The sequence below is a fragment of the Pseudomonas sp. NPDC078416 genome (assembly GCF_050268485.1).
GTDB lineage: Bacteria > Pseudomonadota > Gammaproteobacteria > Pseudomonadales > Pseudomonadaceae > Aquipseudomonas.
In genome coordinates this window covers 103,606-125,747 of the sequence record NZ_JBNNGV010000009.1, presented here as the reverse complement: position 1 = coordinate 125,747, position 22,142 = coordinate 103,606, and the positions used below count along the sequence as shown (strand labels likewise).

Here is a 22,142-nt window from a genome sequence, read left to right as displayed (position 1 = left end):
AGCGTCAGTTGCAGGACCGTCAGGGCGGTCTGCCCATTCAGGGTCGGCCGGACACGGTGGTTCAGACCCAGGAGCCTCGTCAGGGCTTTTACCGCGACCAGCCCCGAGACAACCGCTGGCGCGACGGCGACCGTCGTCCCGATAACGGTAACTGGCAGGCCGGCCGTCCCGGCGGTCATGGAGACGGCTGGGGTTCAGGCCCGCGCTATCGGCCGGGTTACGAGATCGATCGCATGCCGGGCGGCTATTCGCGGGTGCCGTATCGCGGTGGGGATTACTTCTACTCTGGCGGTTACTGGTATCGCCCGCAGGGTCCGCGCTATGTGGTCGTCCAGCCTCCACGGGGCGTTCGCGTCCGCTACCTGCCCGACTACGCGCAACAGGTCTGGCTCGGCAGCGCGCTGTTTTTCGTGGCCGCCGGCACCTATTACACCTACGAGCAGAACACCCAGGAATACGTAGTCGCCGAGCCTCCGCAAAATGTCGAGCCGGTGTATTCGCCTCAGCAGCCGCAGCCTGTCCAGCAGGCCGCAAACCCTTATGACGTTGTTGCTTACCCGCCTGAAGGCAAGCCTCAACAGGAAATCGAACAGGACCGCTACGACTGCTACCGCTTCGCCGTGCAGCAAAGCAACTTCGACCCGGCGGGCGCAGCCTACCAACCGGCACCGGAAGTGCTGGGCGTCTACCGACAGGCGATGGCCAGTTGTTATGCAGGGCGGGGGTATAGCATTCAGCAGTAAGAGCGCGGGCAGGCAGGCTGGAATGCGGAATGCCTTAGTGGGACCGGCTTCAGCCGGGAAGGGGCCGGTGTGTACGCCATCAGATTTGCGGTGTGACAACCGACGCCTTCCCGGCTAAAGCCAGTCCCACTAAGTGCACGCGGTCAGTCAGTGGGACCGGCTTCAGCCGGGAAGAGGCCTGTTTGATCGCCATCAGATTTGAGGTGTGACGCCTGACGCCTTCAATTCAAAACCGGTCCATCCCCGCGACCCACCACTTCCTGCGGATCCGCGTGCACCAGCACTTCGGCTTTGGGGAACTCGTCCTGAATCGCCGCTTCCACCCGCTCGCACAAATCGTGGGCAACCGACAGCGTCAGCGTGCCCGGCAACTCCAGGTGCAGCTGCACAAACCAGTGATTGCCCGAAATTCGCGTGCGCAGGTCGTGGGCGCCCAGTACGCCCGGGACGGCCTGGGCCAGTTCGAGCATTTTTGTGCTGACGTCCACCGGCAGTTCTGCGTCCATCAGCACCGACACCGTCTCCCGGGCAATGGAAATCGCGCTCCACAAAATGTAGAACGCGATCGCCAGACCAAAATAAGCGTCCAGCTGGGAGTAGCCGAAATAGGCCAGGCCCAGCGCCAGCATGATGCTGAAGTTGAGCAGCAGGTCAGAGCGGTAGTGCAGTGAATCCGCGCGTATCGCCGCTGAACCCGTTGCTTTCACCACGCGGTGCTGCAACATCAGCAATGCGATCGTCAGTCCGATCGACAACACCATCACCAGCAAACCCAGGCCCGGATCGCCGAGGGGTTGCGGGTGTTGAATGCGGTCGACCGCCTGAAAGCCGATCAAGAACGCACTCACCGCGATGAACAGCGCCTGGGCCATGCCCGACAGCGCTTCTGCCTTGCCGTGGCCGTAGCGATGATCGTCATCAGCCGGGCGCAACGCGTAATGCACGGCCAGCAGATTGAGGAACGAGGCGGCGCCATCGAGCATCGAGTCCGTCAGGCCGGCCAGCAGACTGACCGAGCCGCTGAGCCACCACGCCACCGCTTTGGCAACGATCAGAATGCTCGCCACAGCAAGCGATGCACGGGTTGCCAGGCGCAATAAGCGGGCGTGTTCGGGGCTGGTGCTCATGTCGCTTCCTTCAAATCATAAAACTCAGGCGGACGGAACAAGGCCCAGGGAGGCAAGTTGCTGGGTGCTGCCTTTGTGCTGGATCAGACGAGGGTCATCCAGTGGGAGGGTGCGGCCGAGCTCGGTCTGGATGATGGCTTGCAGCTTGGCGTTGTCGACTGTGCCGTCAGTGCGCACGGCAGGTTCCAGCTTTTGCGGATCGATCTGAGCGTGAGTGCCGCCTGGCAGGTAGATCGCGCCAGTGGCGAAGTCCACACCGAACGCGATCACGCCGGGAATGATGTAGAACAGCAGGCCGATGGCGTCGAGTATCACGATGGCCGGATCCATTCGGCCGCTGCCCTGAATCTGGCCACGACGTTCCGGGTAGAAAATACTGCCGCACGCGGTCAGTTGCGTCAGCAGCGTGGCAACCAGAACACCGCCAATCAAACGGGATGGAATGCGCATGGGGATCTCCTCATAAGAAGTCGCAACTATACAAGGCAAATGCCTAATCAATAAGAGTATCCGTGAGGGAAGACAGTTCGTTGGGGGGATGAGCAAAACAGGTTGATGCTGGGGCGCCTTAGAGTTGACACGCGGTTGGTGAGGGTACTGGCGCGTCTCTCCATGTCATCCATTCGTGCACGGTCGACGCAACCCGGTCATGGCTCTGGACCCAAGCATGCAGGCTTGGGTCGATCCATTTCACGACCTCCAAAATATCTCGGTGTATATCCATAAGCGGCTGCCAAAGCAGCGGCTCATGATGGAAACATCTGTTTCGCAAGTCGCGTCCCTTATTCAGTCGTGTACGCATCTTGTCAGGCTGACGCATGCTTTTAGGGCACGAATAGAAAACTCTCCTCAGAGGTTTGGACAGCTTGTTGGTGGTTGCGCGGTTGAACAGGGATGTCCAAAAGCCAAAACTGAGTTCTGCCACGATATTGTCGGGGCTAGCCTTAACCCTGCGCGCACCGAGGGCTCTCTTCGCATCGGCGATCTTGTTGTAGAGTTTTTGAAGGTCTGCGTCGGCAGGGTCATTCCACTCTTCATACCAGTCGAGCCGGTTGTATTCGATAGCCATCTCCTTCTGTATGCCATTGCGCAGGGATACCTCAAGCACATGAAAAATCGAGACCAGTGACTCCGCAATTTTCATGTTGTGGACATACGCTTCCGCTGCCCGGTCGTGCTTGTTCTGATTCTTCTGAAGGTAACGGGACATCCGGGGTGTGGAGAGCTTTGCCTCCAGCGTGTTCCAAACCATAGCTAAATTAACCTTCCTGGAAACCAAACTGCCGCCAAGAGCTGTCTTGGGCGAAAGTCGGAATTTTACACACCGTGGGATCTCCATTGAAGCTAAGCCGCCGCTGAGGCGGGCTTCAGTGCTTGCGGGTTTCGTTCACTTCACACGGCAATGCCGCTGCCAGATCAAGGCACCGGTGATGGCGAGAAATAATCTAAGGCGGGGGAAGCTTCTGCGTTGAGAACCCATCTTCGAATTTGACGTTGCTCTGTTCTGTGATAAATTTGCGTCGCTGCCCTAGCACCTCCACTCCCGGGCTTTTGAAACGGTGATGAGACTAGGTTAAGTTGTGGCCCCGCTTGCGGGGCTTCCTTGTTTCTGGCGTTTGAGAATCGGTAGCACGCTGTTCTCTGTCGCCTTTCGCAAACGCATCCTCACACAGGCTGGGCGCCTGCGATGCTCGTGGGTATAGTCCCCGGCTGATCTGGGAGCCGCCATGAATTCTTTGCCCATCGATGCCGTTCTGCCCGCCCTGCGCCAGGCCCTTGCCGACCGGGACGAGGCCGTGCTCGAAGCGCCGCCGGGCGCGGGCAAGACCACCCGTGTGCCGCTCGCGCTGTTGCGAGAGTCCTGGCTGGCGGGGCAGACGATCCTGATGCTTGAACCCCGTCGTCTGGCGGCTCGCGCTGCTGCTGAAAGATTGGCAAGCGAGTTGGGGGAAGGCGTCGGCGAGACCGTGGGTTACCGGATTCGCCTGGACAGCAAGGTCGGCCCCACTACCCGCATTGAAGTGGTCACCGAAGGCATTCTCACCCGGCGCTTGCAGGAAGACCCTTCGCTGGAAGGTGTCGGGCTCCTTATCTTCGATGAGTTTCATGAAAGGAGCCTCGACGCTGATCTCGCGCTGGCGCTGAGCCTCAACGGTCGCGCGCTGTTTCGAGACGACCAGCCGCTGAAGATCTTGCTGATGTCGGCGACCCTTGAGGGCGCGAGGCTGTCGAGCTTGCTCAACGATGCGCCGGTGATCAGCAGCGAGGGGCGCATGTTCCCGGTGTCGATGCAGTGGGGGAGGCCGTTTCAGCCGGGGGAGTTCATCGAGCCGCGCGTGGTTCAGACCGTGCTTGATGCGCTGGGCAACGAGTCCGGCAGCCTGCTGGTGTTCCTGCCGGGGCAGGCCGAGATCCGTCGGGTCAATCAACAGCTGACCGAGGCCGTCGGCGATCGCAGCGACGTGCTGCTGTGCCCGCTGCACGGCGAGCTCGACCTGAGCGCCCAGCGCGCGGCGATTGAACCTGCGCCCAAGGGCAAGCGCAAAGTGGTGCTGGCCACCAATATCGCCGAGACCAGCCTTACCATCGACGGCGTGCGTGTGGTCATCGACGCGGGGCTGGCGCGGGTGCCGCGTTTCGATCCCGGCAGCGGCATGACGCGCCTCGACACCCAGCGGATTTCCCGGGCCAGCGCCACGCAGCGGGCGGGTCGAGCAGGACGGCTTGAGCCGGGCGTCTGTTATCGGCTGTGGTCCGAGGCGCAGCACGATCAATTGGCGGCCTACGGCGCGGCCGAAATCCTTCAGGCTGACCTCGCCGGCCTGGCACTGCAACTGGCGCGGTGGGGCGTCGAACCGGCTCAGCTGACGTGGCTGGACCTGCCGCCTGCCGCCGCGTATGCCCAGGCGCAAGACCTGCTGGCGCGGCTGGGCGCGCTGACGCGCAAGCCAGGTGAAGACTGGAAACTCACCCCTCACGGCCAGTCGATGGCCGAAGTACCTGCCCATCCACGCATTGCCCATTTGCTGCTGCGCGGTCATGAATTGGGTCTGGGCCCGCTGGCGTGCGACGTCGCAGCGTTACTCGGCGAACGCGACATTTTGCGCGGCGCAGGTGCCGATCTGCACAGTCGGCTGACGTTGCTGGCGGGCGCAGAACGCGCCGCGAAAGGCGCGCAGGGCGGGGTGCAGCGAGCGCGGCAGTTGTCCCGCCAATATCGCAGTTATCTGCGGGGTGCGGCTCGAAAGCCGGTCGCCGACCCTGATCACCCACGCTGGCTCGGCGCACTGTTGGCACTGGCCTATCCCGACCGCGTTGCACAACAACGCCGTACCGGCGGCGCGGAATATCGACTCGCCAACGGCCGCGCCGCGTTGTTCGCCGAGCCAGACGCATTGATGAAACAGCCGTGGCTGGTGGTGGCCGATCTGGGCAGCCGCCAGGGCCAGCGCGAAGAGCGTATCTATCTGGCCGCCGAGTTCGATCCCGACCTGTTCGACACAGTGCTTGCCGAACAGGTGACGCCGTTCGATCAACTGGACTGGGACGAGCGCGAGGGCGTATTCCGCGCCGAGCGTCAGCGCAAGGCCGGGGAACTGATCATCAGCCGCGAGCCGCTGACCGGGCTGGACGATTCCGCGCGGGGGCAGGCTTTGCTGGCGCTGGTGCGGCGCAAGGGCCTGGAGCTGCTGCCTTGGACGCCCGAGCTGCGCCAGTGGCAGGCGCGAGTGGGCCTGCTGCGTCAGATGGATATGCAAAAGGGGAGCGAAAGCGAGTGGCCGGATGTGAGCAACGACGGGTTGCTGGCGACGCTGGAGCACTGGTTGCTGCCGTACCTGGGCAAGGTCACGCGACTGAGCCACTTCGGCAATCTGGACCTCTCTTCGATCCTGCACAACCTGCTGCCATGGCCCTTGCCGCAGCGGCTCGACGAACTGGCGCCGCATCACCTGACCGTGCCGTCGGGCTCATCGGTCCGCCTGGATTACAGCGAGTCCCCGCCCATTCTGGCGGTGCGTCTGCAGGAGCTCTTCGGCCTGGCCGACACCCCGCGCATCGCCAACGGCCGGCAGGTCGTCAAGCTGCACCTGCTCTCTCCCGCCCGCCGTCCGGTGCAAGTCACCCAAGACCTCGCCAACTTCTGGCGCAGCACCTATGCCGAGGTGAAGAAGGATCTGAAGGGGCGGTATCCGAAGCACTATTGGCCGGACGATCCATTGATTGCAGAACCAACCGCGCGGGTGAAGCCGAGGAAGTGAGCGGGGCTGCACAAGGCATGACGAGGAGCGGATGAAAAAAAACTTCACACGCCATGTGAGGTAAATACGAGCTCAACCCGTGTAATAGTAACGAATCGCATTTGCACTCGTTTCAATTTACGGAGTCAGCTCGTGGTCAAGCTCTTCAACCGGACTCATGCGTCAGTCCTGCTGTGTTCTGCCTTACCTGGTTTTGCAATGGCTGCTCAGACGGTCACCGAGTTGGCCCCCAGTGTCATCCAGTCCACACGCGATGCGGCTGACGGCTCGGGAAGTTATACGGTTTCGGAAGGGAGCACCGCCAGCAAGACCTCCACCCAGAATCGGGATGAAGCCCAAACCGTCAACACGGTCACTGCGCAAACCCTGGATGACTACCAGGTCAAAGACCTCAACGACGCCATGCGCTTTGTCAGTGGTGTGTCCCAGACGAACACGTTGGGGGGCACGAAGGATGCTGTGATCAAGCGCGGATTTGGCAGCAATGACGACAACTCCATTTTGCGGGACGGGGTCCGCTCGGCGATCGGCCGCAATCTCGGCGCCACCACCGATCACGTGGAAGTGTTGAAGGGCCCTGCATCGCTCATGTATGGCGCGCTGGAGCCGGGCGGGCTGATCAATGTGATCAGCAAACAACCGCAGTTCACCCAAAGCACGACCTTGACCGGGTCTGGTTACAGTGAAGGCGGCGGGACCTTTGGTGTGGACACCACCGGGCCGCTGGGCGATACCAATCTGGCGTACCGGCTGGTTGCCGAGCGCTCCCACGAGGACTACTGGCGTAATTATGGCGTCGACGAGCACACGCTCATTGCGCCATCGATCGCCTGGGTCGGCGACCGCGCCAGTTTCTCGCTGGCCTATACCTACAACGATTACGCGAGCCCCTTTGACCGCGGCACCGTGTTCGCCAATGGCCACCCGGCCGACATCAGTTACCGCGATCGTCTGGATGAGCGCTGGGCCAAGACCGTCGGCATCAGCCAAAGCACCACCGCGAAGTTCGAGTACCAGCTCAATGATGACTGGCGAAGCCGCTTGACCTACGGATGGACCGAGGATCGCTACAGCCTGGCGATTGCTCAGCCCAGCAGCTTGAACGGCAACACCCTGCGCCGGATTGCCAATGGCGGGCACTACGATTATGAGAGCCGTTATACCGCGCTGGACTTCATAGGCGATCAGCAGTTGTTCGGCCAGCGGCATGAGATCGTCGTTGGGGTGGACAACGAGTCGCTGGATAAATACCGCGGTAAAACCTACCGCAACGCCAGCAGCACTGCCGGCAACCTCAATATCCAGAACCCCACCTACGGCAATCTGGCTGAGCCTGCGACTGTCAGCGCGGCCCAGAGCAACGCCGAAAATAATCTGGTCACCACTTCGGCGTACTTCAAGGACAACTGGCACCTTAATGATCGCTGGATTCTGGTGTTCGGTGGTCGTCAGGAGCACTGGGATCAATACAGCGATCAGGGGCTGGGCAGCGCGTATGCACCGGGTGCCGACTCCAATGGCGATAAATTTCTCCCTTTTGGCGGGATTGTTTATCAGCCGGCCGACAACGTCGCGCTCTACGCCAACTACAGCCGCTCCTTCGTGCCCAATGATGCCGACGATGCTGGCAACAGCTTCAAGCCTACCGAAGGTCGCAGTTACGAAGTCGGTATCAAATACAGCCCGGTCCAGGCGCTCAACGTGAACCTGGCCGTGTATGACATCGTCAAGAAGAACCTTGTGAACAGCGTGCTGCAGAGCAATGGCGACAGCATTGACGAGGCGGTGGGGAAGGCCCGCTCGCGAGGGGTTGAACTGGACGTGACCGGAGAGATAGCGCGTAACTGGAGCATCATCGGCACGTACGCCTATGACCACACGGAAGTGCTGAAAAACGCAGAGTCACCCGAGCAGGAAGGCAACCGCTTGCCCAATGCGCCGATGCACACCGCGAGCCTGTACCTCAGTCATCAACTCGCGCTGCCTGCCGAAACCGGTAAGTGGCATGTCGGCGCGGGTGCCCGATACGTCGGAGAGCGGCCGGGCGACGACGCCAATAGCTTCTGGCTGGACAGCTACACGACGGCCGATGCCTTTGTGCGCTGGGATTTACCCACCCATGACTACAAGACCAGTCTGCAGTTGAACATCGACAACCTGTTCAACAAGGAATACTACCCGGCCACCACGGGCAGCAGCACGCTCCAGGTGGAGGAGGGTGCGCTCCGAACCGCGCGGCTGACGGCCAGCGTCACGTTCTGATGGCAGCGATCGGTGCCGGGAAATCCGGCACTGGTCGGTTCAGAACAAACGACGCTCCCGTGCCCCCGTACAGGGGGTTTACTCTCCGTGCGCTGGGACTCTGAACCGCGCAATCACCGGCATGTGGTCAGAAATCAGCAACGTATCCGCCTGCCTCACCCGTGCCTCTACCCGCTTCAGCTTCGGGCTATGAAACAGGAAATCCTGTGTCCGGTCCGGGCCGCTGATGCGGGGGTCGTTGGGGAAGCGGGTGTACCACTTGCGACGATCTTCACCGGTCACGTCTTCATTGCTCGGGATCATCGGGAAGCGTTCCCACAAATCCCGAAGCTCACTCTCTACCGCGAACGGCACGCGCTGTTCGGCGGGTAGCCGCTGATATTGCCCTTGCGGCAGCAGGTTGAAATCTCCGCCGGTGATCCACAGCGTGCCGTTCTGTTCGAAGGTTTGTTGCAACTGACGAACCGACGCCACTTGCCGCTTTCGCACGTCGCCGCCCGGCTCTGCATCGCTCAAGCGTGTATTGGTCACTGTCAGACCGCGGCCATCACTCATTGGCAGGTAGCTGACGAGCAACGCAGGCTGAGGCTGAAACAGGCGACTGATGAAATGGCTGGAAGGCGAGGGCAGGTGCAGGCGTTCGGCGCTGTCGAGTTGGTAGCGGCTCAGCGTCGCCAGTTTGCGGCCGACGCTGCCGAAGATGTGGCGATCCGGCACGAAGTCGGATTTCCAGTCAAACGCCTCGCTGCTGCAGGGGTACAAGTCGGCGACGCGCGCCTGAAGCAGGGCGAGTTGATTGCCGTAGTCGGTGTTCTTCGCGCCGTCGTCGACTTCCTGCAGCAAGACGATGTCTGGCTGCTCGTCGCGAATGACCCGCGCCACTTCATCCAGGTTGTAGGCCAGGTCTTCAGGCGTTGGCCGTTCATCCGGGCCGTTGCCATCGGGCAGGTCATACCAGAACACATAGCGTTTGCCGGCCAGGTATTGAATGTTCCAGGTCATCACTTTGAGCGTCTGACCCGGCGCCAATACCGGTGGCTTTCCGTCCTTCGCGTTGCAGGACACCGCCACCTTCTCGTGTCGGGCGGGGTGCCAGGTCACGTCATACAGCAGTATCACGAACAGCCCGGCACACACCGCGAGGTAAAGCAGGTACCGCGTCGGGCGTGCCATCTTCTCAGGCCGACCGCGCGGGCGGGTCGATGAGCATGAACAACCGGAACATCATCACGCTGATAAGCAGCTGCAGGAAGCTGGAAACACTGTCCACCGCAATCGACAGCATCGGGCTTTGCTGGTCTGGCAGTACGTAATAACTGAGCGCCTCAAGCAGCGACAGCGGGATATACACGCACAGCACACAGAGGAAAATGCGCACCACATGGCCCTGGGTCATTCTGAAACTTTCGCGCATCGCCTCCAGCGGCCCCATCCCGCGCAATACCAGCAAGTATTCCGACAGCTGCAGTTTGATCATCACCCACACGCCCGGCAGGATGAACAGCGACATGCCGGCCATGATCAGCAGGGTGCTCAGCGCCGTCAGGACCGCGAAGGTGGGCCACATGCGCAACGCAACGGCCCACAAGCTGGATTTGACCGGATCTTCGCCCCGGGTTTTGGCGTCCAGGAAAAGGATCAGCGCGCCGGTGTAGAGCGGATAAAAAAGCAGCCCGACCAACAGTGGCGCGACGCCGTTGCCCTGCCCAAAGCCGATGAGCTGTTTGGTCAGGGCCTCCAGCACCACCAGGGGCAGGCACAGCGTAAGAATGCTGCCGAAGTTGCGTCGGAAGAAGTACAGCGAGTCTTGCAGAATGGTCAGCGGATTCATGAACGGATCACAGGGATAAGCAGGCCGACACTGTAACGTAGAGCCGCAGAACCGGCCAACCGGCGGCGGCAGAGCAGCCTTCTTAACTTTTTTTACATCCTATTGAAACGCCCTTGAACAGCCCCATTACTGGATATGTCTGAGCAATGGTTCAGAACAGAATTCCTACGGCAATCTAACGAGGTCGCCATGAACAGCGAAGAACAAACCCTGATCGACGGCTTGTTTGGCAAACTCAAACAGGCAGAAACCGAATCGGCCCCCCGTGATGCGCAGGCCGAAGCGCTGATCAAGGAGCACCTGACTCGCCAACCCGCCGCGCCTTATTACATGGCGCAGTCGATTCTGGTGCAGGAAGTCGCGATCAAGCAGCTGGAGGCCCAGAACCGTCAGCGCGACGAGCAGATTCAACAGCTGCGGGCTGAACTGGAGCGGGCAAAGTCCGCCGCGCCGGCCCAGTCCGGCAGTGGCGGTGGTTTTCTGTCGAGTATCTTCGGCGGCGGTTCGCGCGAGCCACAGGCTCAGCAGCCGACCTCGTCGTTCTCCCGGCCATCGAACCCGCAGCCTTCCTCGGGCGGCTGGCGTGAAAGTGGCCCTGCGAGCGCACCGCAGCAGAACTACGCTCAGCCACAGCAAAACTATGCCCAACCGCAACAGGCTCCGGCGGCACCCGTCGGCAGTGGCTTCCTGGGCGGGGCATTGAAGACTGCAGCCGGTGTGGCCGGCGGCGTGATGCTGGCGGAAGGCATCAGCAGCCTGTTCCATCACAACAGCCAGCCGCAAGAAGTCGTCGAGATCATCCAGGAGCAGCCGGCCCAGCCTGCCGCCGAACATGATCAAGGTGGCAGCGGCGGATGGGGTGACGATCAGCAGCGGGTCACCGGAAACGACAGCACCGGTAATGACAATCCCGGCAATGACACTTGGGGCAGTGATTCCAATGGCTTCGCTGATACCGATTACGGCAGCGACACCGGTGGCGGCATGTTTGACGACGACGATTCGTTCGTCTGACATCGCACGTAGAGGCTCCGCCTTAGTGTAGGAGCGCGCTTGCCCGCGAAACTCGTTCAGACGATAGAGACGTGTCGGATGTACCGACCTCTTCGCGGGCAAGGTGGAGCGCCACCCCGGTCGCTCCTACACCGTTATGTGATGAGTCGCGACTGCGGTGTGTCAGGAATACAGACCGCGTTCCGCCATCGCCTCCAAACCCAATCCTTCAATCCCTCCCCCAAACTGGCATACTGAGCGCCGGTCCGGTTTTCGGATCCCTGTCGCTTGTCAGCGCATCGAGGAATTTGGGTGAGAAGAATCGCGGTCTTCGCCGACGTACAGAATCTGTATTACACAGTGCGTCAGGCTCACGGTTGTCACTTCAATTACGCCGCCCTGTGGGCTGACATCAGCCAGCGCGGGCAGATCGTCGAGGCGTATGCGTATGCCATCGACCGTGGCGACAGCAAGCAGCAGCAATTCCAGCAGATCCTGCGCAACCTCGGTTTCACCGTCAAACTCAAACCCTACATTCAGCGCAGCGACGGCTCGGCCAAAGGCGACTGGGATGTGGGCATCACCATCGACATCATGGACGTCGCGCCGAATGTCGATGAAGTCGTGCTGGCGTCCGGCGATGGCGATTTTGACCTGTTGCTGGAGCGTATCATCAGCAAACACGGCGTCGAAGCGATTGCCTACGGCGTACCGGGGCTGACCGCCAATTCGCTGATCCGCGCGGCCAGTCGTTACGTGCCGATCGAGGGCGGGTTGCTGCTCAAGACTTGATGCAACGCAGGCAAACGAACGCCGCCAATTCGTTGATCTGCTCGGCCGTATATTCCGATTGTGGGCAGGCCGCTGCTCAGAGCGTGACGTAGCGCAGGCTGACAAACGCCGCAAATCTGTAGGAGCCGGCTTGCTGGCGAACCCGGCCCGTTCAGGTAAACATGCGCCAACTGACCCACCGCGTTCGCCACCGTCGTTACCTCCGACAGCTCCTACAGAGGCGCGACACGCAAGCGATGTCCGACGCGATATCAGCCAGGCGCTCCCGAACAAAACGCAAGAATCAGCTATTTCTGAAGGTCTCTCCCATGCAAGAACGTATCGCCGTCATCGACTTCGAAACCACCGGCATTTCCCCCAGCAGCTACTGCCGCGCGACTGAAATCGCCGTGGTGATCGTGGAGCAGGGCGTAATCGTCGAGCGCTATCAAAGCCTGATGAACGCCGGCGTGCGCATCCCGTCCTTCATCGAATCCCTGACCGGCATCAGCAACAGCATGCTGCGCACGGCGCCGCCGGCTGAGCGGGTCATGAATGAAGTCGCCGAGTTCGTCGGCCTGACGCCACTGGTGGCGCACAACGCCTCGTTTGACCAGAAGTTCTGGGACTTCGAGCTGTCGCGCATCAAGCGCAATCGCGTGCAAAGCTTCGCCTGCTCCATGCTGCTGGCGCGGCGCCTCCTGCCCCATGCGCCGAATCACAAACTCGGCACGCTCACCAGTTGGGCCGGCTTGCCCCACACCGGCAAGGCTCACCGGGCCATGGCCGATGCGGAAATGGCCGCCAACCTCACGCTGCACCTGGGCCACCAACTGCGCGACACCCATGGGATCTCCGGTGTGTCCCACCAGTTGCTGTGCACGCTGCAAAAAGTCCCGGCGAAGAAGATTGCGGATGCGATCAGCAAGCACCGGGGGCTCTAGTCAGTCTTTGGCGCTGGTGCCTCAAGCCCAATCAGCATGCCCGATCAAATGAATGAAGCCGGCATCGCCTTGAGTCAGGGCAGCAGACTCCGGAGAGTTGGCGATATCGAATGCGACCTGCCCACGGCTTGCGCCGCCGTCCAGTGTATGGACCCAATCAGCAAGACCGCTAGCGTCGCTGCCTCTGTTCAGGACGTTGTGGTACAGCTTTTCTACAAAGGCTGCATTGCTGCCATCGGGCAGGCTTTGGGAAAATTCGGCAGATTGCACAAAACCATCCGCAGCCTGAGCACCGGTTTCGCCCGCGGCGCCCTGAGACAGCCAGGACTTCAGGCCTTCGGTATCGGGCGTGCGACCCAGAATGGTGTACAAACGACCAATGCTTGCCTGCGCCGAGTCGAGAACGAACAGGTCGTGATCTGCGAAATCGAGCACATTGAAGCCATTCAGTTCGAATTTCGCCGCGGCTCCGGTGGAACGACTGACTGATAGCGTGTCGGCATCGAGCGCGCTGATCGTGTAGGCGGATGCCGCGTCGTTGAAAATAAACGTGTCGATACCGGCGTTGCCCGCCAGATGCGAAACCGCATTGCCGTCAAGCCTGACTTCCTGCTCACTGATCTGATCGTCGCCCGCCGTGCCGGTGGCCACGCCCTTGCCCACCACCATATCCAGATCGTTCCAGGCGTTATCAGCCACAATCCTTATGTAGCCTGTCTCGCCCTGCGAGAGGTCACGGCTTTCAAGCGAATTCAGGAAGCCATCAACGACTGCTGTTCGACTCAAACCCTCCTGCAGCAGAGTGCTCCAAGACGACACACCTGATTCTTCGCCTGTGCGATGCAATACGGTCTGGTAGAGATCAGAGACAAAGTCCCGATCACCAAGCACGTTGTAGTGCTGCATCGCTTCAATGGAGTTCATAAAGGCATCGCGAATCTCTGCATACGAACTGCCCATCGCCTGCTGCGTCAGCCAGTGGTTCAAGCCCTGATAATCGGGCGTCCGACCGAGCAGTGAGTAGAGCCTGGCAATGTCCGCCTGATCCTCGGTGAGCGCGATGTGATGAAGGTCCATGCCAAAATTCAACGAAACAGTGGCGTCACTCTCGGCGTTGAAGGCGCCATACTGGCTGCGAAAAGCCATGAGCAGGTCGTTGAGACTGGTATCACGGTCGCTGAAAGCCAGCTTTTCGACGCTTAAAAGCGTGTCCACGTCGGACGTTTGCGCATCATGAACGCTGAGTATGGCATTGCTTGCAAGCGCGGCATCGTAGGTTGCAAAGTAGCGAGCACCGGCCTCTGTATACAAGGCGGTGTCGAAGCCGTTGCCACCATCGAGAACGTCCGAGCCCGCTCCACCCATCAGCCGATCGTTGCCATCGCCGCCTATCAACTGGTCATTGCCCGCATTCGCGTTGAGAAAGTTGTCACTGGCGTTGCCGATCAGCGTATCTGCGCCTGCACCGGTGATGGCGTTCTCGATAACCGTACCGCGCGCGATGGCGATATTCGAAAGGCCGCCGTACAGGCTGGAAAAAGCTTCACTTCTCAGATCAACTGTCTGAGCGCCGGCATAGGTGCTGGCGTTGATCGTGTCGTTGCCGCCCGAATCATAGAGCGTGGCGACCAGGCCGGTCACGAAGTTGGTCCCGGTGTTTTTGAAGGCTTCGTTGAAACTGTAGGTGTCGTCACCCGTGCGGGTAACGGCGGTGCCGTACAGTGCCTGAATGGCTACGATGTCCGCCAGCATGGGGGTAGCGACATAGCCGAAAGAGGCATTGGAATACGTATTCTGGTCCTGACTGAAGTAGGACATTATCGAATATTTCCAGCTGTCCTCTTGGTAGAAGGCATTGTTGGGGAAGGTCGCGCTGCCGTTGTAATTGCCCGCATGGCCCAACCCCAGCGCGTGGCCGATTTCATGAATGTAGGTTTGCTGATAATACGAACCGTAATTTACCCAATTGGAAGCGATGTTGACGCTGCTGTCCGAGATGACGCTGCCTGTGTAATTGGAGCTGGTGTAAGCACCGCTCTTGTTTTCGCTGAAATTGATCGCCCCAGCAGCGGTGGTTTCCACAAAGTTGATGCCACTGACGTTAGTCCAGGTTTGCAGCGCGTATCTGGCAACAGCCTGAGCGCTTGCGCTCAAGCTTGCCAGGTTGACGGTGAGCGAGCCTCCGGCGTGCACGTCAAAGTGGTGCTGGGAACCGCCATAGGCGTCGTGCCAATAGCCATCAGTCAGGTAGTTGGCTTGTTGGTCCAGCGTCAGGTGCCCAAGCGTCGCTTGGCTGGTGGCTGTCTGTTGGCTCGCACCCTGGCTGGTCGCTCCGTCAGTCCAGAGTTGGGTGAGTGCATCGCACATCGAACACATGTAGAAACTCCGCGGCAAGGCAGGCCTGGCCAGGTCAATGACGCAATAATCGGGTATGGATCGGTGATGAGTTCAATCCGCTGAGCCGGGTTTGAAAGCTGGCTACATGACCTTCACGTGCGTTGACCCGCCCTGGTCTTAAAGATGGTGTGGCTCTTCGAGAAGGTACGGCAGGGCATGGTCGAAGACTCTCGATGCCCATTCCTGATGAAGTTGTCGGCATGCTTTCTTGCGACTTAAGGCGGATTTTCCTGGAGACGATGAAATACAGCTGGAATAGGGTGGAGGAAGCGTACTGGTTGGGCAGGGTGCTTTGGAGAGCTTTGTGTACTTTTCCCGATCGTCTCGCCGCTCCCGCGTCAGCGGCTGCAAACAGCCTGCCAGCAAAATTGTACGGGTCGAATAAACCCCATTTGTAACTGACGCCTGCGGCCCGGACATTTCTAGAATCAGTCCCACAATAAACGACTGTACTAGAGCCTTTCATGCCTGCCGCCCGCCGTTTTCCCCTGCTGCTCATCGGGGCCTTTTTCGCGCTTTATGTGATCTGGGGCTCAACCTATCTCGCCATCCGCATCGGTATCGAAACCTGGCCTCCGCTCATGATGGCCGGGGTGCGCTTTACCATCGCCGGTTCAATCCTGTTTGCCTTCATGCGTTTTCGTGGCGCGCCGATGCCGACCTGGAAGCAGTGGAAATCCGCCGGGATGATCGGCTTTCTGTTGCTCGCCTGCGGCAATGGCGGCGTTACCCTGGCGGAACATGCGGGCGTTGCCTCTGGTGTCGCAGCTTTGGCGGTGGCCGTGGTGCCCCTGTTCACGTTGTTGTTCGGCCTGATCTGGGGCCATCGCAACACCGGGCTGGAATGGGCCGGCATTTTGCTCGGCCTTGTCGGCATCTCCTTGCTCAACCTCGGCTCGAACCTGCAGGCCAGCCCCATGGGCGCCGCGCTGGTGATCTTCGCGGCCGCGACTTGGGCGTTCGGTTCGGTGTGGAGCCGCTACCTGCCATTGCCCGCCGGGCCGATGGCCAGCGCCTGCGAAATGCTGGTGGCCGGTGCGGTGCTGTTGCTCGGCAGCTTCGTGAGCGGCGAACGCATGACCCAATCCCCGGGCCTGTCCGGCTGGCTGGTGATGGCGTATCTGGTGGTGTTCGGCTCTATCGTCGCGTTCAGTTCCTACATGTACCTGCTGAAGAACGTGCGGCCCGCCGCCGCGACCAGCTATTGCTACGTCAACCCGGCGGTCGCGGTGTTGCTGGGCGTGTTGTTCGCCGGCGAACACATCGGCTGGGCGGAAGGTGCGGCGATGGCGGTGATCATCAGTGCTGTCGTGCTCATCGGCCTGCCGCAGTGGCGCAAGCAGAAACCGGTGTAGAAAGGGTAAACTGCGCGCCATTGTCTTCTACAGACTCTTGTGCGCTGACCTTTTTCCAACGGTACTGAAATGACATTCGCCTCCCTCGGCCTGATCGAACCCCTGCTGCGTGCCCTCGAAACACTGGGCTACCAGACTCCCACCCCCGTTCAGGCCCAGGCGATTCCGCCCGTGCTCGAAGGCCGCGACCTCATGGCCGCCGCCCAGACCGGCACCGGCAAGACCGCCGGTTTCGCGTTGCCACTGTTGCAACGCCTGACGATGGAAGGCCCGAAAGTGGCCCCCAACTCCGTGCGCGCGCTGGTGCTGGTGCCGACCCGTGAACTGGCCGAGCAGGTTCACGAAGCCATCGCGCAATACGCCGAGCACCTGCCGCTGACCACGTACGCGGCGTACGGCGGCGTCAGCATCAACCCGCAAATGATGAAGCTGCGCCGTGGCGTAGACGTGCTGGTCGCTACGCCGGGCCGCCTGCTCGACCTGTATCGCCAGAACGCGGTGAAGTTCTCGCAGTTGCAGACCCTGATCCTCGACGAAGCCGATCGCATGCTCGACCTCGGCTTTTCCGAAGAGCTGCGCGACATCTACGCCGCGCTGCCGAAGCGCCGCCAGACGCTGCTGTTCTCCGCGACCTTCTCCGATGCGATCCGCGCGCTGGCCGGGCAGATGCTCGACAACCCGCTGACCATCGAAGTCAGCCCGCGCAACGTCGCGGCGTCTTCGGTCAAACAGTGGATCGTTACCGTCGACAAGAAGCGCAAGAGCGAGCTGTTCATCCATCTGCTCAAGAAGCATCGCTGGGGACAGGTGCTGGTGTTCGCGAAAACCCGCGTCGGCGTAGACCAGTTGGTGGAGCGGCTGCAAGGCCTGAGCCTCAACGCAGACGGCATTCACGGCGACAAACCCCAGGCCACTCGCCAGCGCGCGCTGGATCGCTTCAAGAGCGGTGACGTGCAGATCCTCGTCGCCACCGACGTTGCGGCTCGCGGTCTGGACATCGACGACTTGCCGACCGTGGTTAACCTTGACCTGCCGATCGTTGCCGAAGACTACATCCACCGTATTGGCCGCACCGGCCGCGCGGGCCAGACCGGTGAAGCGATCTCCCTGGTGTGCGCTGACGAAGTCGATCTGCTCAGCGCCATCGAAATGCTCACCCGCCAGACCCTGCAGCGCCGCGAAGAGCCGGATTTCATCCCGGAACATCGCGTACCGGCCACCGACGCGACCGGGCAAGTTCTGAAGAAGCCGAAAAAGCCGAAGAAACCGAAAAGCGGTGGCGGGGGCGGGAAGCGCAACCTGGGCAAATGGGTCGATAGCGGCGAAGCGGCGGCAGAAGTGCCAGCGGTCAAGCCAGTGCGCAAAGTGCCGGTGTTCAACACCGGACCGCGCAAGCGTAAGCCGTAACAAGAATGGCGGCACAGTCCGGGCAAGATCATGACTGCCCGAACTGAGGCGCAGTCTATTGGCAGCGCAATCCAGCGTAGGAGCGCCCGGGGTGGCGCTCCACCTTGCCCGCGAAAAGTCTCCCGGCCAACCCGGGAACAACTGACACAGCGCACAAATTGTAGGAGCCGGCTTGCTGGCGAATGCGTCAAGTCAGTCGACATTTTCGTAGCTGCCCTACCGCGTTCGCCAGCAAGCCGGCTCCCACAGATTGAGCGCATCACCCACATTTCCCGTCCGGCGCAATCCACTGTAGGAGCGCCCGGGGTGGCGCTCCACCTTGCCCGCGAAAAGTCTCCCGGCCAACCCGGGAACAACTGACACAGCGCACAAATTGTAGGAGCCGGCTTGCTGGCGAATGCGTCAAGTCAGTCGACATTTTCGTAGCTGCCCTACCGCGTTCGCCAGCAAGCCGGCTCCCACAGATTGAGCGCATCACCCACATTTCCCGTCCGGCGCAATCCACTGTAGGAGCGCCCGGGGTGGCGCTCCACCTTGCTCGCGAAAAGTCTATCGGCGAACCCATGGACAACTGACACACCCAAAAGGACCTATCGCCTGCGCAGCACATCCTGATAAAGATCCGCATACCCCTGCACCATCTTCTCCGCCGTAAACATCGACTCAAACCGCTGCACCGCCTTCAATCCCATCTGCTTCGCACGTTCTCTGTCATTCCACAGCGTATTCATCGCCGCTGCCAACGCATCCGAATCGCGAGGCGGGACAACCAGCCCGGTCTCGTCCGCGATGTTGATGAACGTGGTGCCAGTGCCCATTTCGCACGAGATCATCGGTTTGCCATACATCGCCGCTTCCAGCAGCGAGATGCCGAACGATTCCGAACGCTGATGCGACGGGAAGACAAACGCTTCGCAGAGCATCAGCAGCGCGTTCTTGTCCTCATCCGGCAGACTGCCCACAAATACGACATTGCTGAGCCCCAGCGCCTTGGCTTTCGCCTTGAGCTCCAGCTCCTGATGCCCGCCGCCCATGATCACCACCGGCAGGCGATTTTTGTGCGCGGCTTCAAGCAGGAAATCCAGCCCCTTGTAGTAACGCAGCGCACCGACGAACAGAAAGAAGCGTTCGCCCAATTGCTGCGTCCAGTGCTCCAGTTTTGCCTGAGACGGGGCAGGGTAGGTGGCGCGATCAAGCCCAAACGGAATGATCTCGACCTTGTCCCTGAAGCGGGTCAGCACCTCACTGCTGGCGGCATAGTTGGGCGAAGAAACGACAATCCGATCAACGCTCCCCAGAAAGCGGTTCATCAGCGGCGCATACAGCTTGAGCAGCGTCTTCTGCTTGATGATGTCCGAGTGGTAACTCACCACCGTCGGCTTTTTGATCTGCGCGGCGAAATGCGCGATGTCCATGTACGGCCACGGGAAGTGGTAATGCACGATGTCAGCTTCGCGCGCGAGCTCTTTGAAATCCCGAATGCCCGACAGCGAAAAGCCCGTCGACGCAACGTACAGATCCTGTTTAGAACGGTGGGCGATGTGATTGCCAACCGTCTCGTTACGCGCCGCGCCCTGTGTGCTCAGCGACAGGACCTGGGATTCGATCCCGTGGGCCTGGCAACCCTGTGCCAGTTGGAAGATGACTTGCTCGACGCCACCGCCCTTGCTTTCCGGGAAGTAGGTTTTGAAGAAGTGCAAAACTTTGGTCATCAGGATTCTCTGACGAAACGATAACGTCCGCTGTTCTCGCGATAGGTGCGTTGCGGGCGAAGCGGGGATGGGTGGAGCGGAGGATAAAGGAAAACCCGAAGCGCCTCACAGCGCTTCGGGTTGGGTACTGCGGCGTTACGCGTCGGCCAGCATCCAGCCAAGCGTTTCGCTCAGCTCTGGCGTCTGCCAGCCCGGGACCAGCGATTTCAGCTTGCTGTTGTCGCCGCACAAGGTCTTGACCTCGTTGGCCCGCACGAAAGCATGATTCACTTCGACGGTGAGGTCGTGGCCGGTGATGGTGCGACACATGTCGATCACTTCACGCAGCGAGTGAGTCTTGCCCGAGCTGACGTTGACGTACTGGCCGAACGGCTTGGCCTCCAGCAGCCCGCGATAAGCGGCCACCAGCGAACGGACATCGCTGAAATCGCGCCAGACGTCCAGGTTGCCCAGCTCGATTTTCTCGGCCTTCTCGCGGAAGTGTTTGACGATCTTGGGCAGCAGGAAGTTATCCGCCTGGCCGACGCCGGTGTAGTTGAACGGCCGCGCGATGATGATCGGCAACCGTCCGAACCACAAACTGGCCATGTATTCCATGGCCAGCTTGCTGACGGCGTAATCGTTGGCTGGCGCCGGCGTGGTGCTTTCATCGAGCAACCCTTCCGACGCATTGCCATACACATTGGCACTGCTCGCGAGCAACACGCTTTCAGGCGCCTTGCCGCAATTGGCGATGGCTTCGAGCAGATTGCGCGTACCAATCAAGTTGACCTGGTAAAACGCATCCGCCGCGCCATGCCCGACAAATGCCAGCGCTGCGAGATGAACGACGATGTCCGGCTGAAGGTCCGCCAGCAGCTTGCTCAGACCCACCAGATCGGTGAGATCGGCCTGATAATAATTGGCTTCATCGGACGGATTACTCCCCAGGCCAACGACCTCGCAGCCCTGGGCTGTGAGCTCGGCCGCCATGTAGCGCCCCGTAAATCCATGAATACCCGTTATCAGCGCTCGCTTGCCGGCGATACTCATCAGAACGAGAACCCTTTTTCGTTACGACGCAGGTCCGCTTCGACCATCATGCGGCACAGCTCTTCCAGGTTGGTCTTAGGCTCCCAGCCCAGGACTTCCTTGGCTTTGGCCGGGTTGCCGATCAACAGCTCAACTTCGGTAGGACGGTAGAACTTCGGATTGACCGAAACCAGAACCTTGCCAGTGGCAGCGCAGGTGCCGATCTCTTCTTCCGCTTCGCCACTCCAGTTGATGGTGATGTCGACAGCCTTGAATGCCATCGCGACGAAGTCACGGACGGTTTCAGTGCGGTTGGTGGCCAGGACAAAGGTGTCCGGCTCATCAGCCTGCAGCATGCGCCACATGCCTTCGACGTACTCTTTGGCAAAGCCCCAGTCGCGCTTGGCGTCCATGTTGCCCAGTACCAGCGAGTCCTGCAGACCCAGCTTGATCTTGGCAACGGTGTCAGTGATTTTGCGTGTGACGAACTCACGGCCGCGCAGTGGCGACTCGTGGTTGAACAGAATACCGCTGGTCGCAAAAATGCCGTACGACTCGCGATAGTTGATGGTCATCCAGTGAGCGTACAGTTTGGCGACGCCGTAAGGGCTGCGCGGGTAGAACGGAGTGTCTTCAACCTGAGGAATGGCCTGAACCTTACCGAACATCTCGGAAGTCGACGCCTGGTAGAAGCGGACTTTCGGGTTAACGATACGGATGGCTTCCAGCAGATTCACAGCGCCCAGGCCGGTGATTTCGGCGGTGGTGATTGGCTGTTCGAAGGAAACGCCCACGAAGCTCTGCGCGGCGAGGTTGTACACCTCGGTGGCTTCGGTGGTCTGCAGCAGGCGGATGCTGGCCGACAGGTCGGTCAGGTCGTACTCGACCAGGTGCAGGTTTGGATTGTTCTGGATGCCCAGTTCTTCGATCCGCCAGAAATTGACAGAACTGGTACGACGATAGGTGCCGTAGACGGTGTAGCCCTTGCCAAGCAGCAGTTCAGCCAGGTAGGCGCCGTCTTGACCAGTGATGCCGGTAACGATTGCTTTCATGCGAATCCTTTGAACTCCATTCGAGTGCCCTTGAGGCACGGGGGCTGGTTAAATCATGCTGAGCAGGGGCGGCATGGTACAACGCCGGCAGGTACGGCACCAAGTGCCCACCGTCATAAGAGTCCGCAGGGTGAGAGCGTAACGCCCGCGCTTTGCGCAGCGACTACTTTCGTTGATTTCAAGGCTCGATGGCAATGCAGCCGGATCGTGTGAGTTTCCCTTCCTTTACTTCCTGGCGCCCAGGCACAAAACGCGCATCAAAATCGGCGCTTTTTTTC

At 60.4% G+C, this 22,142-nt stretch carries 17 protein-coding genes; 8 read left to right on the top strand and 9 right to left on the bottom strand.

Annotated elements, in window-relative coordinates:
• Positions 1 to 8 precede the first annotated feature (8 nt).
• Complete coding sequence (locus ACQKEN_RS11405; RefSeq protein WP_427685539.1) at positions 9 to 743, top strand: DUF6515 family protein; 735 nt, start codon at positions 9 to 11, stop codon at positions 741 to 743.
• Between the two features lie 221 nt (positions 744 to 964).
• On the opposite strand, the gene ACQKEN_RS11400 is transcribed toward ACQKEN_RS11405, so the two are convergent.
• The 3 genes from ACQKEN_RS11400 to ACQKEN_RS11390 form a co-directional block, all read right to left on the bottom strand.
• On the bottom strand, positions 965 to 1,870 hold the full coding sequence (locus ACQKEN_RS11400; protein ID WP_427685538.1) for a cation diffusion facilitator family transporter: 906 nt from the start codon (positions 1,868 to 1,870) through the stop codon (positions 965 to 967).
• Positions 1,871 to 1,894: 24 nt separating this feature from the next.
• Positions 1,895 to 2,320 carry a polyribonucleotide nucleotidyltransferase gene (locus tag ACQKEN_RS11395; protein WP_074893302.1) on the bottom strand — a complete coding sequence of 142 codons (426 nt, stop codon included), beginning with the start codon at positions 2,318 to 2,320 and terminating at the stop codon, positions 1,895 to 1,897.
• Between the two features lie 118 nt (positions 2,321 to 2,438).
• A complete protein-coding gene (locus tag ACQKEN_RS11390) occupies positions 2,439 to 3,122 on the bottom strand; it encodes a hypothetical protein (RefSeq protein WP_427685537.1) in 684 nt (227 codons plus the stop codon).
• A gap of 475 nt (positions 3,123 to 3,597) precedes the next feature.
• Here ACQKEN_RS11390 and hrpB point away from each other — a divergent pair, with 475 nt between their 5' ends.
• Entirely contained in the window at positions 3,598 to 6,129 is a 2,532-nt protein-coding gene (hrpB, locus tag ACQKEN_RS11385) for an ATP-dependent helicase HrpB (RefSeq protein ID WP_427685536.1), read from the top strand.
• Between the two features lie 198 nt (positions 6,130 to 6,327).
• Positions 6,328 to 8,391 (top strand): TonB-dependent siderophore receptor, encoded by a 2,064-nt coding sequence (locus ACQKEN_RS11380; protein ID WP_427685535.1) that lies wholly within the window; start codon positions 6,328 to 6,330, stop codon positions 8,389 to 8,391.
• 78 nt (positions 8,392 to 8,469) lie between these two features.
• On the opposite strand, the gene ACQKEN_RS11375 is transcribed toward ACQKEN_RS11380, so the two are convergent.
• Positions 8,470 to 9,564 carry an endonuclease/exonuclease/phosphatase family protein gene (locus tag ACQKEN_RS11375; protein ID WP_427685534.1) on the bottom strand — a complete coding sequence of 365 codons (1,095 nt, stop codon included), beginning with the start codon at positions 9,562 to 9,564 and terminating at the stop codon, positions 8,470 to 8,472.
• Positions 9,565 to 9,568: 4 nt separating this feature from the next.
• Positions 9,569 to 10,222: a YciC family protein gene (locus ACQKEN_RS11370; protein ID WP_427685533.1), complete on the bottom strand. Its 654-nt coding sequence runs from the start codon at positions 10,220 to 10,222 to the stop codon at positions 9,569 to 9,571.
• A gap of 189 nt (positions 10,223 to 10,411) precedes the next feature.
• Between ACQKEN_RS11370 and ACQKEN_RS11365 the strand changes: the two genes are divergently transcribed.
• From ACQKEN_RS11365 to ACQKEN_RS11355, 3 genes are all read left to right on the top strand, one after another.
• Positions 10,412 to 11,236, top strand: a complete 825-nt coding sequence (locus ACQKEN_RS11365) for a DUF2076 domain-containing protein (RefSeq protein ID WP_427685532.1) — start codon at positions 10,412 to 10,414, stop codon at positions 11,234 to 11,236.
• A 291-nt stretch (positions 11,237 to 11,527) separates the two neighbouring features.
• On the top strand, positions 11,528 to 12,007 hold the full coding sequence (locus tag ACQKEN_RS11360; protein WP_108121635.1) for an NYN domain-containing protein: 480 nt from the start codon (positions 11,528 to 11,530) through the stop codon (positions 12,005 to 12,007).
• Between the two features lie 308 nt (positions 12,008 to 12,315).
• On the top strand, positions 12,316 to 12,930 hold the full coding sequence (locus tag ACQKEN_RS11355; RefSeq protein WP_427685531.1) for a 3'-5' exonuclease: 615 nt from the start codon (positions 12,316 to 12,318) through the stop codon (positions 12,928 to 12,930).
• Positions 12,931 to 12,951: 21 nt separating this feature from the next.
• Here ACQKEN_RS11355 and ACQKEN_RS11350 read toward each other — a convergent pair whose 3' ends face one another.
• On the bottom strand, positions 12,952 to 15,297 hold the full coding sequence (locus tag ACQKEN_RS11350) for a DUF4214 domain-containing protein (protein WP_427685530.1): 2,346 nt from the start codon (positions 15,295 to 15,297) through the stop codon (positions 12,952 to 12,954).
• Between the two features lie 494 nt (positions 15,298 to 15,791).
• Here ACQKEN_RS11350 and yedA point away from each other — a divergent pair, with 494 nt between their 5' ends.
• Positions 15,792 to 16,682 carry a drug/metabolite exporter YedA gene (yedA, locus tag ACQKEN_RS11345; protein WP_427685529.1) on the top strand — a complete coding sequence of 297 codons (891 nt, stop codon included), beginning with the start codon at positions 15,792 to 15,794 and terminating at the stop codon, positions 16,680 to 16,682.
• 69 nt (positions 16,683 to 16,751) lie between these two features.
• Positions 16,752 to 18,089 (top strand): DEAD/DEAH box helicase, encoded by a 1,338-nt coding sequence (locus tag ACQKEN_RS11340; RefSeq protein ID WP_427685528.1) that lies wholly within the window; start codon positions 16,752 to 16,754, stop codon positions 18,087 to 18,089.
• Positions 18,090 to 18,679: 590 nt separating this feature from the next.
• Here ACQKEN_RS11340 and ACQKEN_RS11335 read toward each other — a convergent pair.
• The 3 genes from ACQKEN_RS11335 to gmd form a co-directional block, all read right to left on the bottom strand.
• Positions 18,680 to 19,801, bottom strand: a complete 1,122-nt coding sequence (locus ACQKEN_RS11335) for a glycosyltransferase family 4 protein (protein ID WP_427685527.1) — start codon at positions 19,799 to 19,801, stop codon at positions 18,680 to 18,682.
• A gap of 135 nt (positions 19,802 to 19,936) precedes the next feature.
• Positions 19,937 to 20,833, bottom strand: a complete 897-nt coding sequence (locus tag ACQKEN_RS11330) for a GDP-mannose 4,6-dehydratase (RefSeq protein ID WP_427685526.1) — start codon at positions 20,831 to 20,833, stop codon at positions 19,937 to 19,939.
• Complete coding sequence (gene gmd / locus ACQKEN_RS11325; protein ID WP_065988336.1) at positions 20,833 to 21,864, bottom strand: GDP-mannose 4,6-dehydratase; 1,032 nt, start codon at positions 21,862 to 21,864, stop codon at positions 20,833 to 20,835. Before gmd ends, ACQKEN_RS11330 begins: the two co-directional genes overlap by 1 nt.
• Between the last annotated feature and the right edge of the window lie 278 nt (positions 21,865 to 22,142).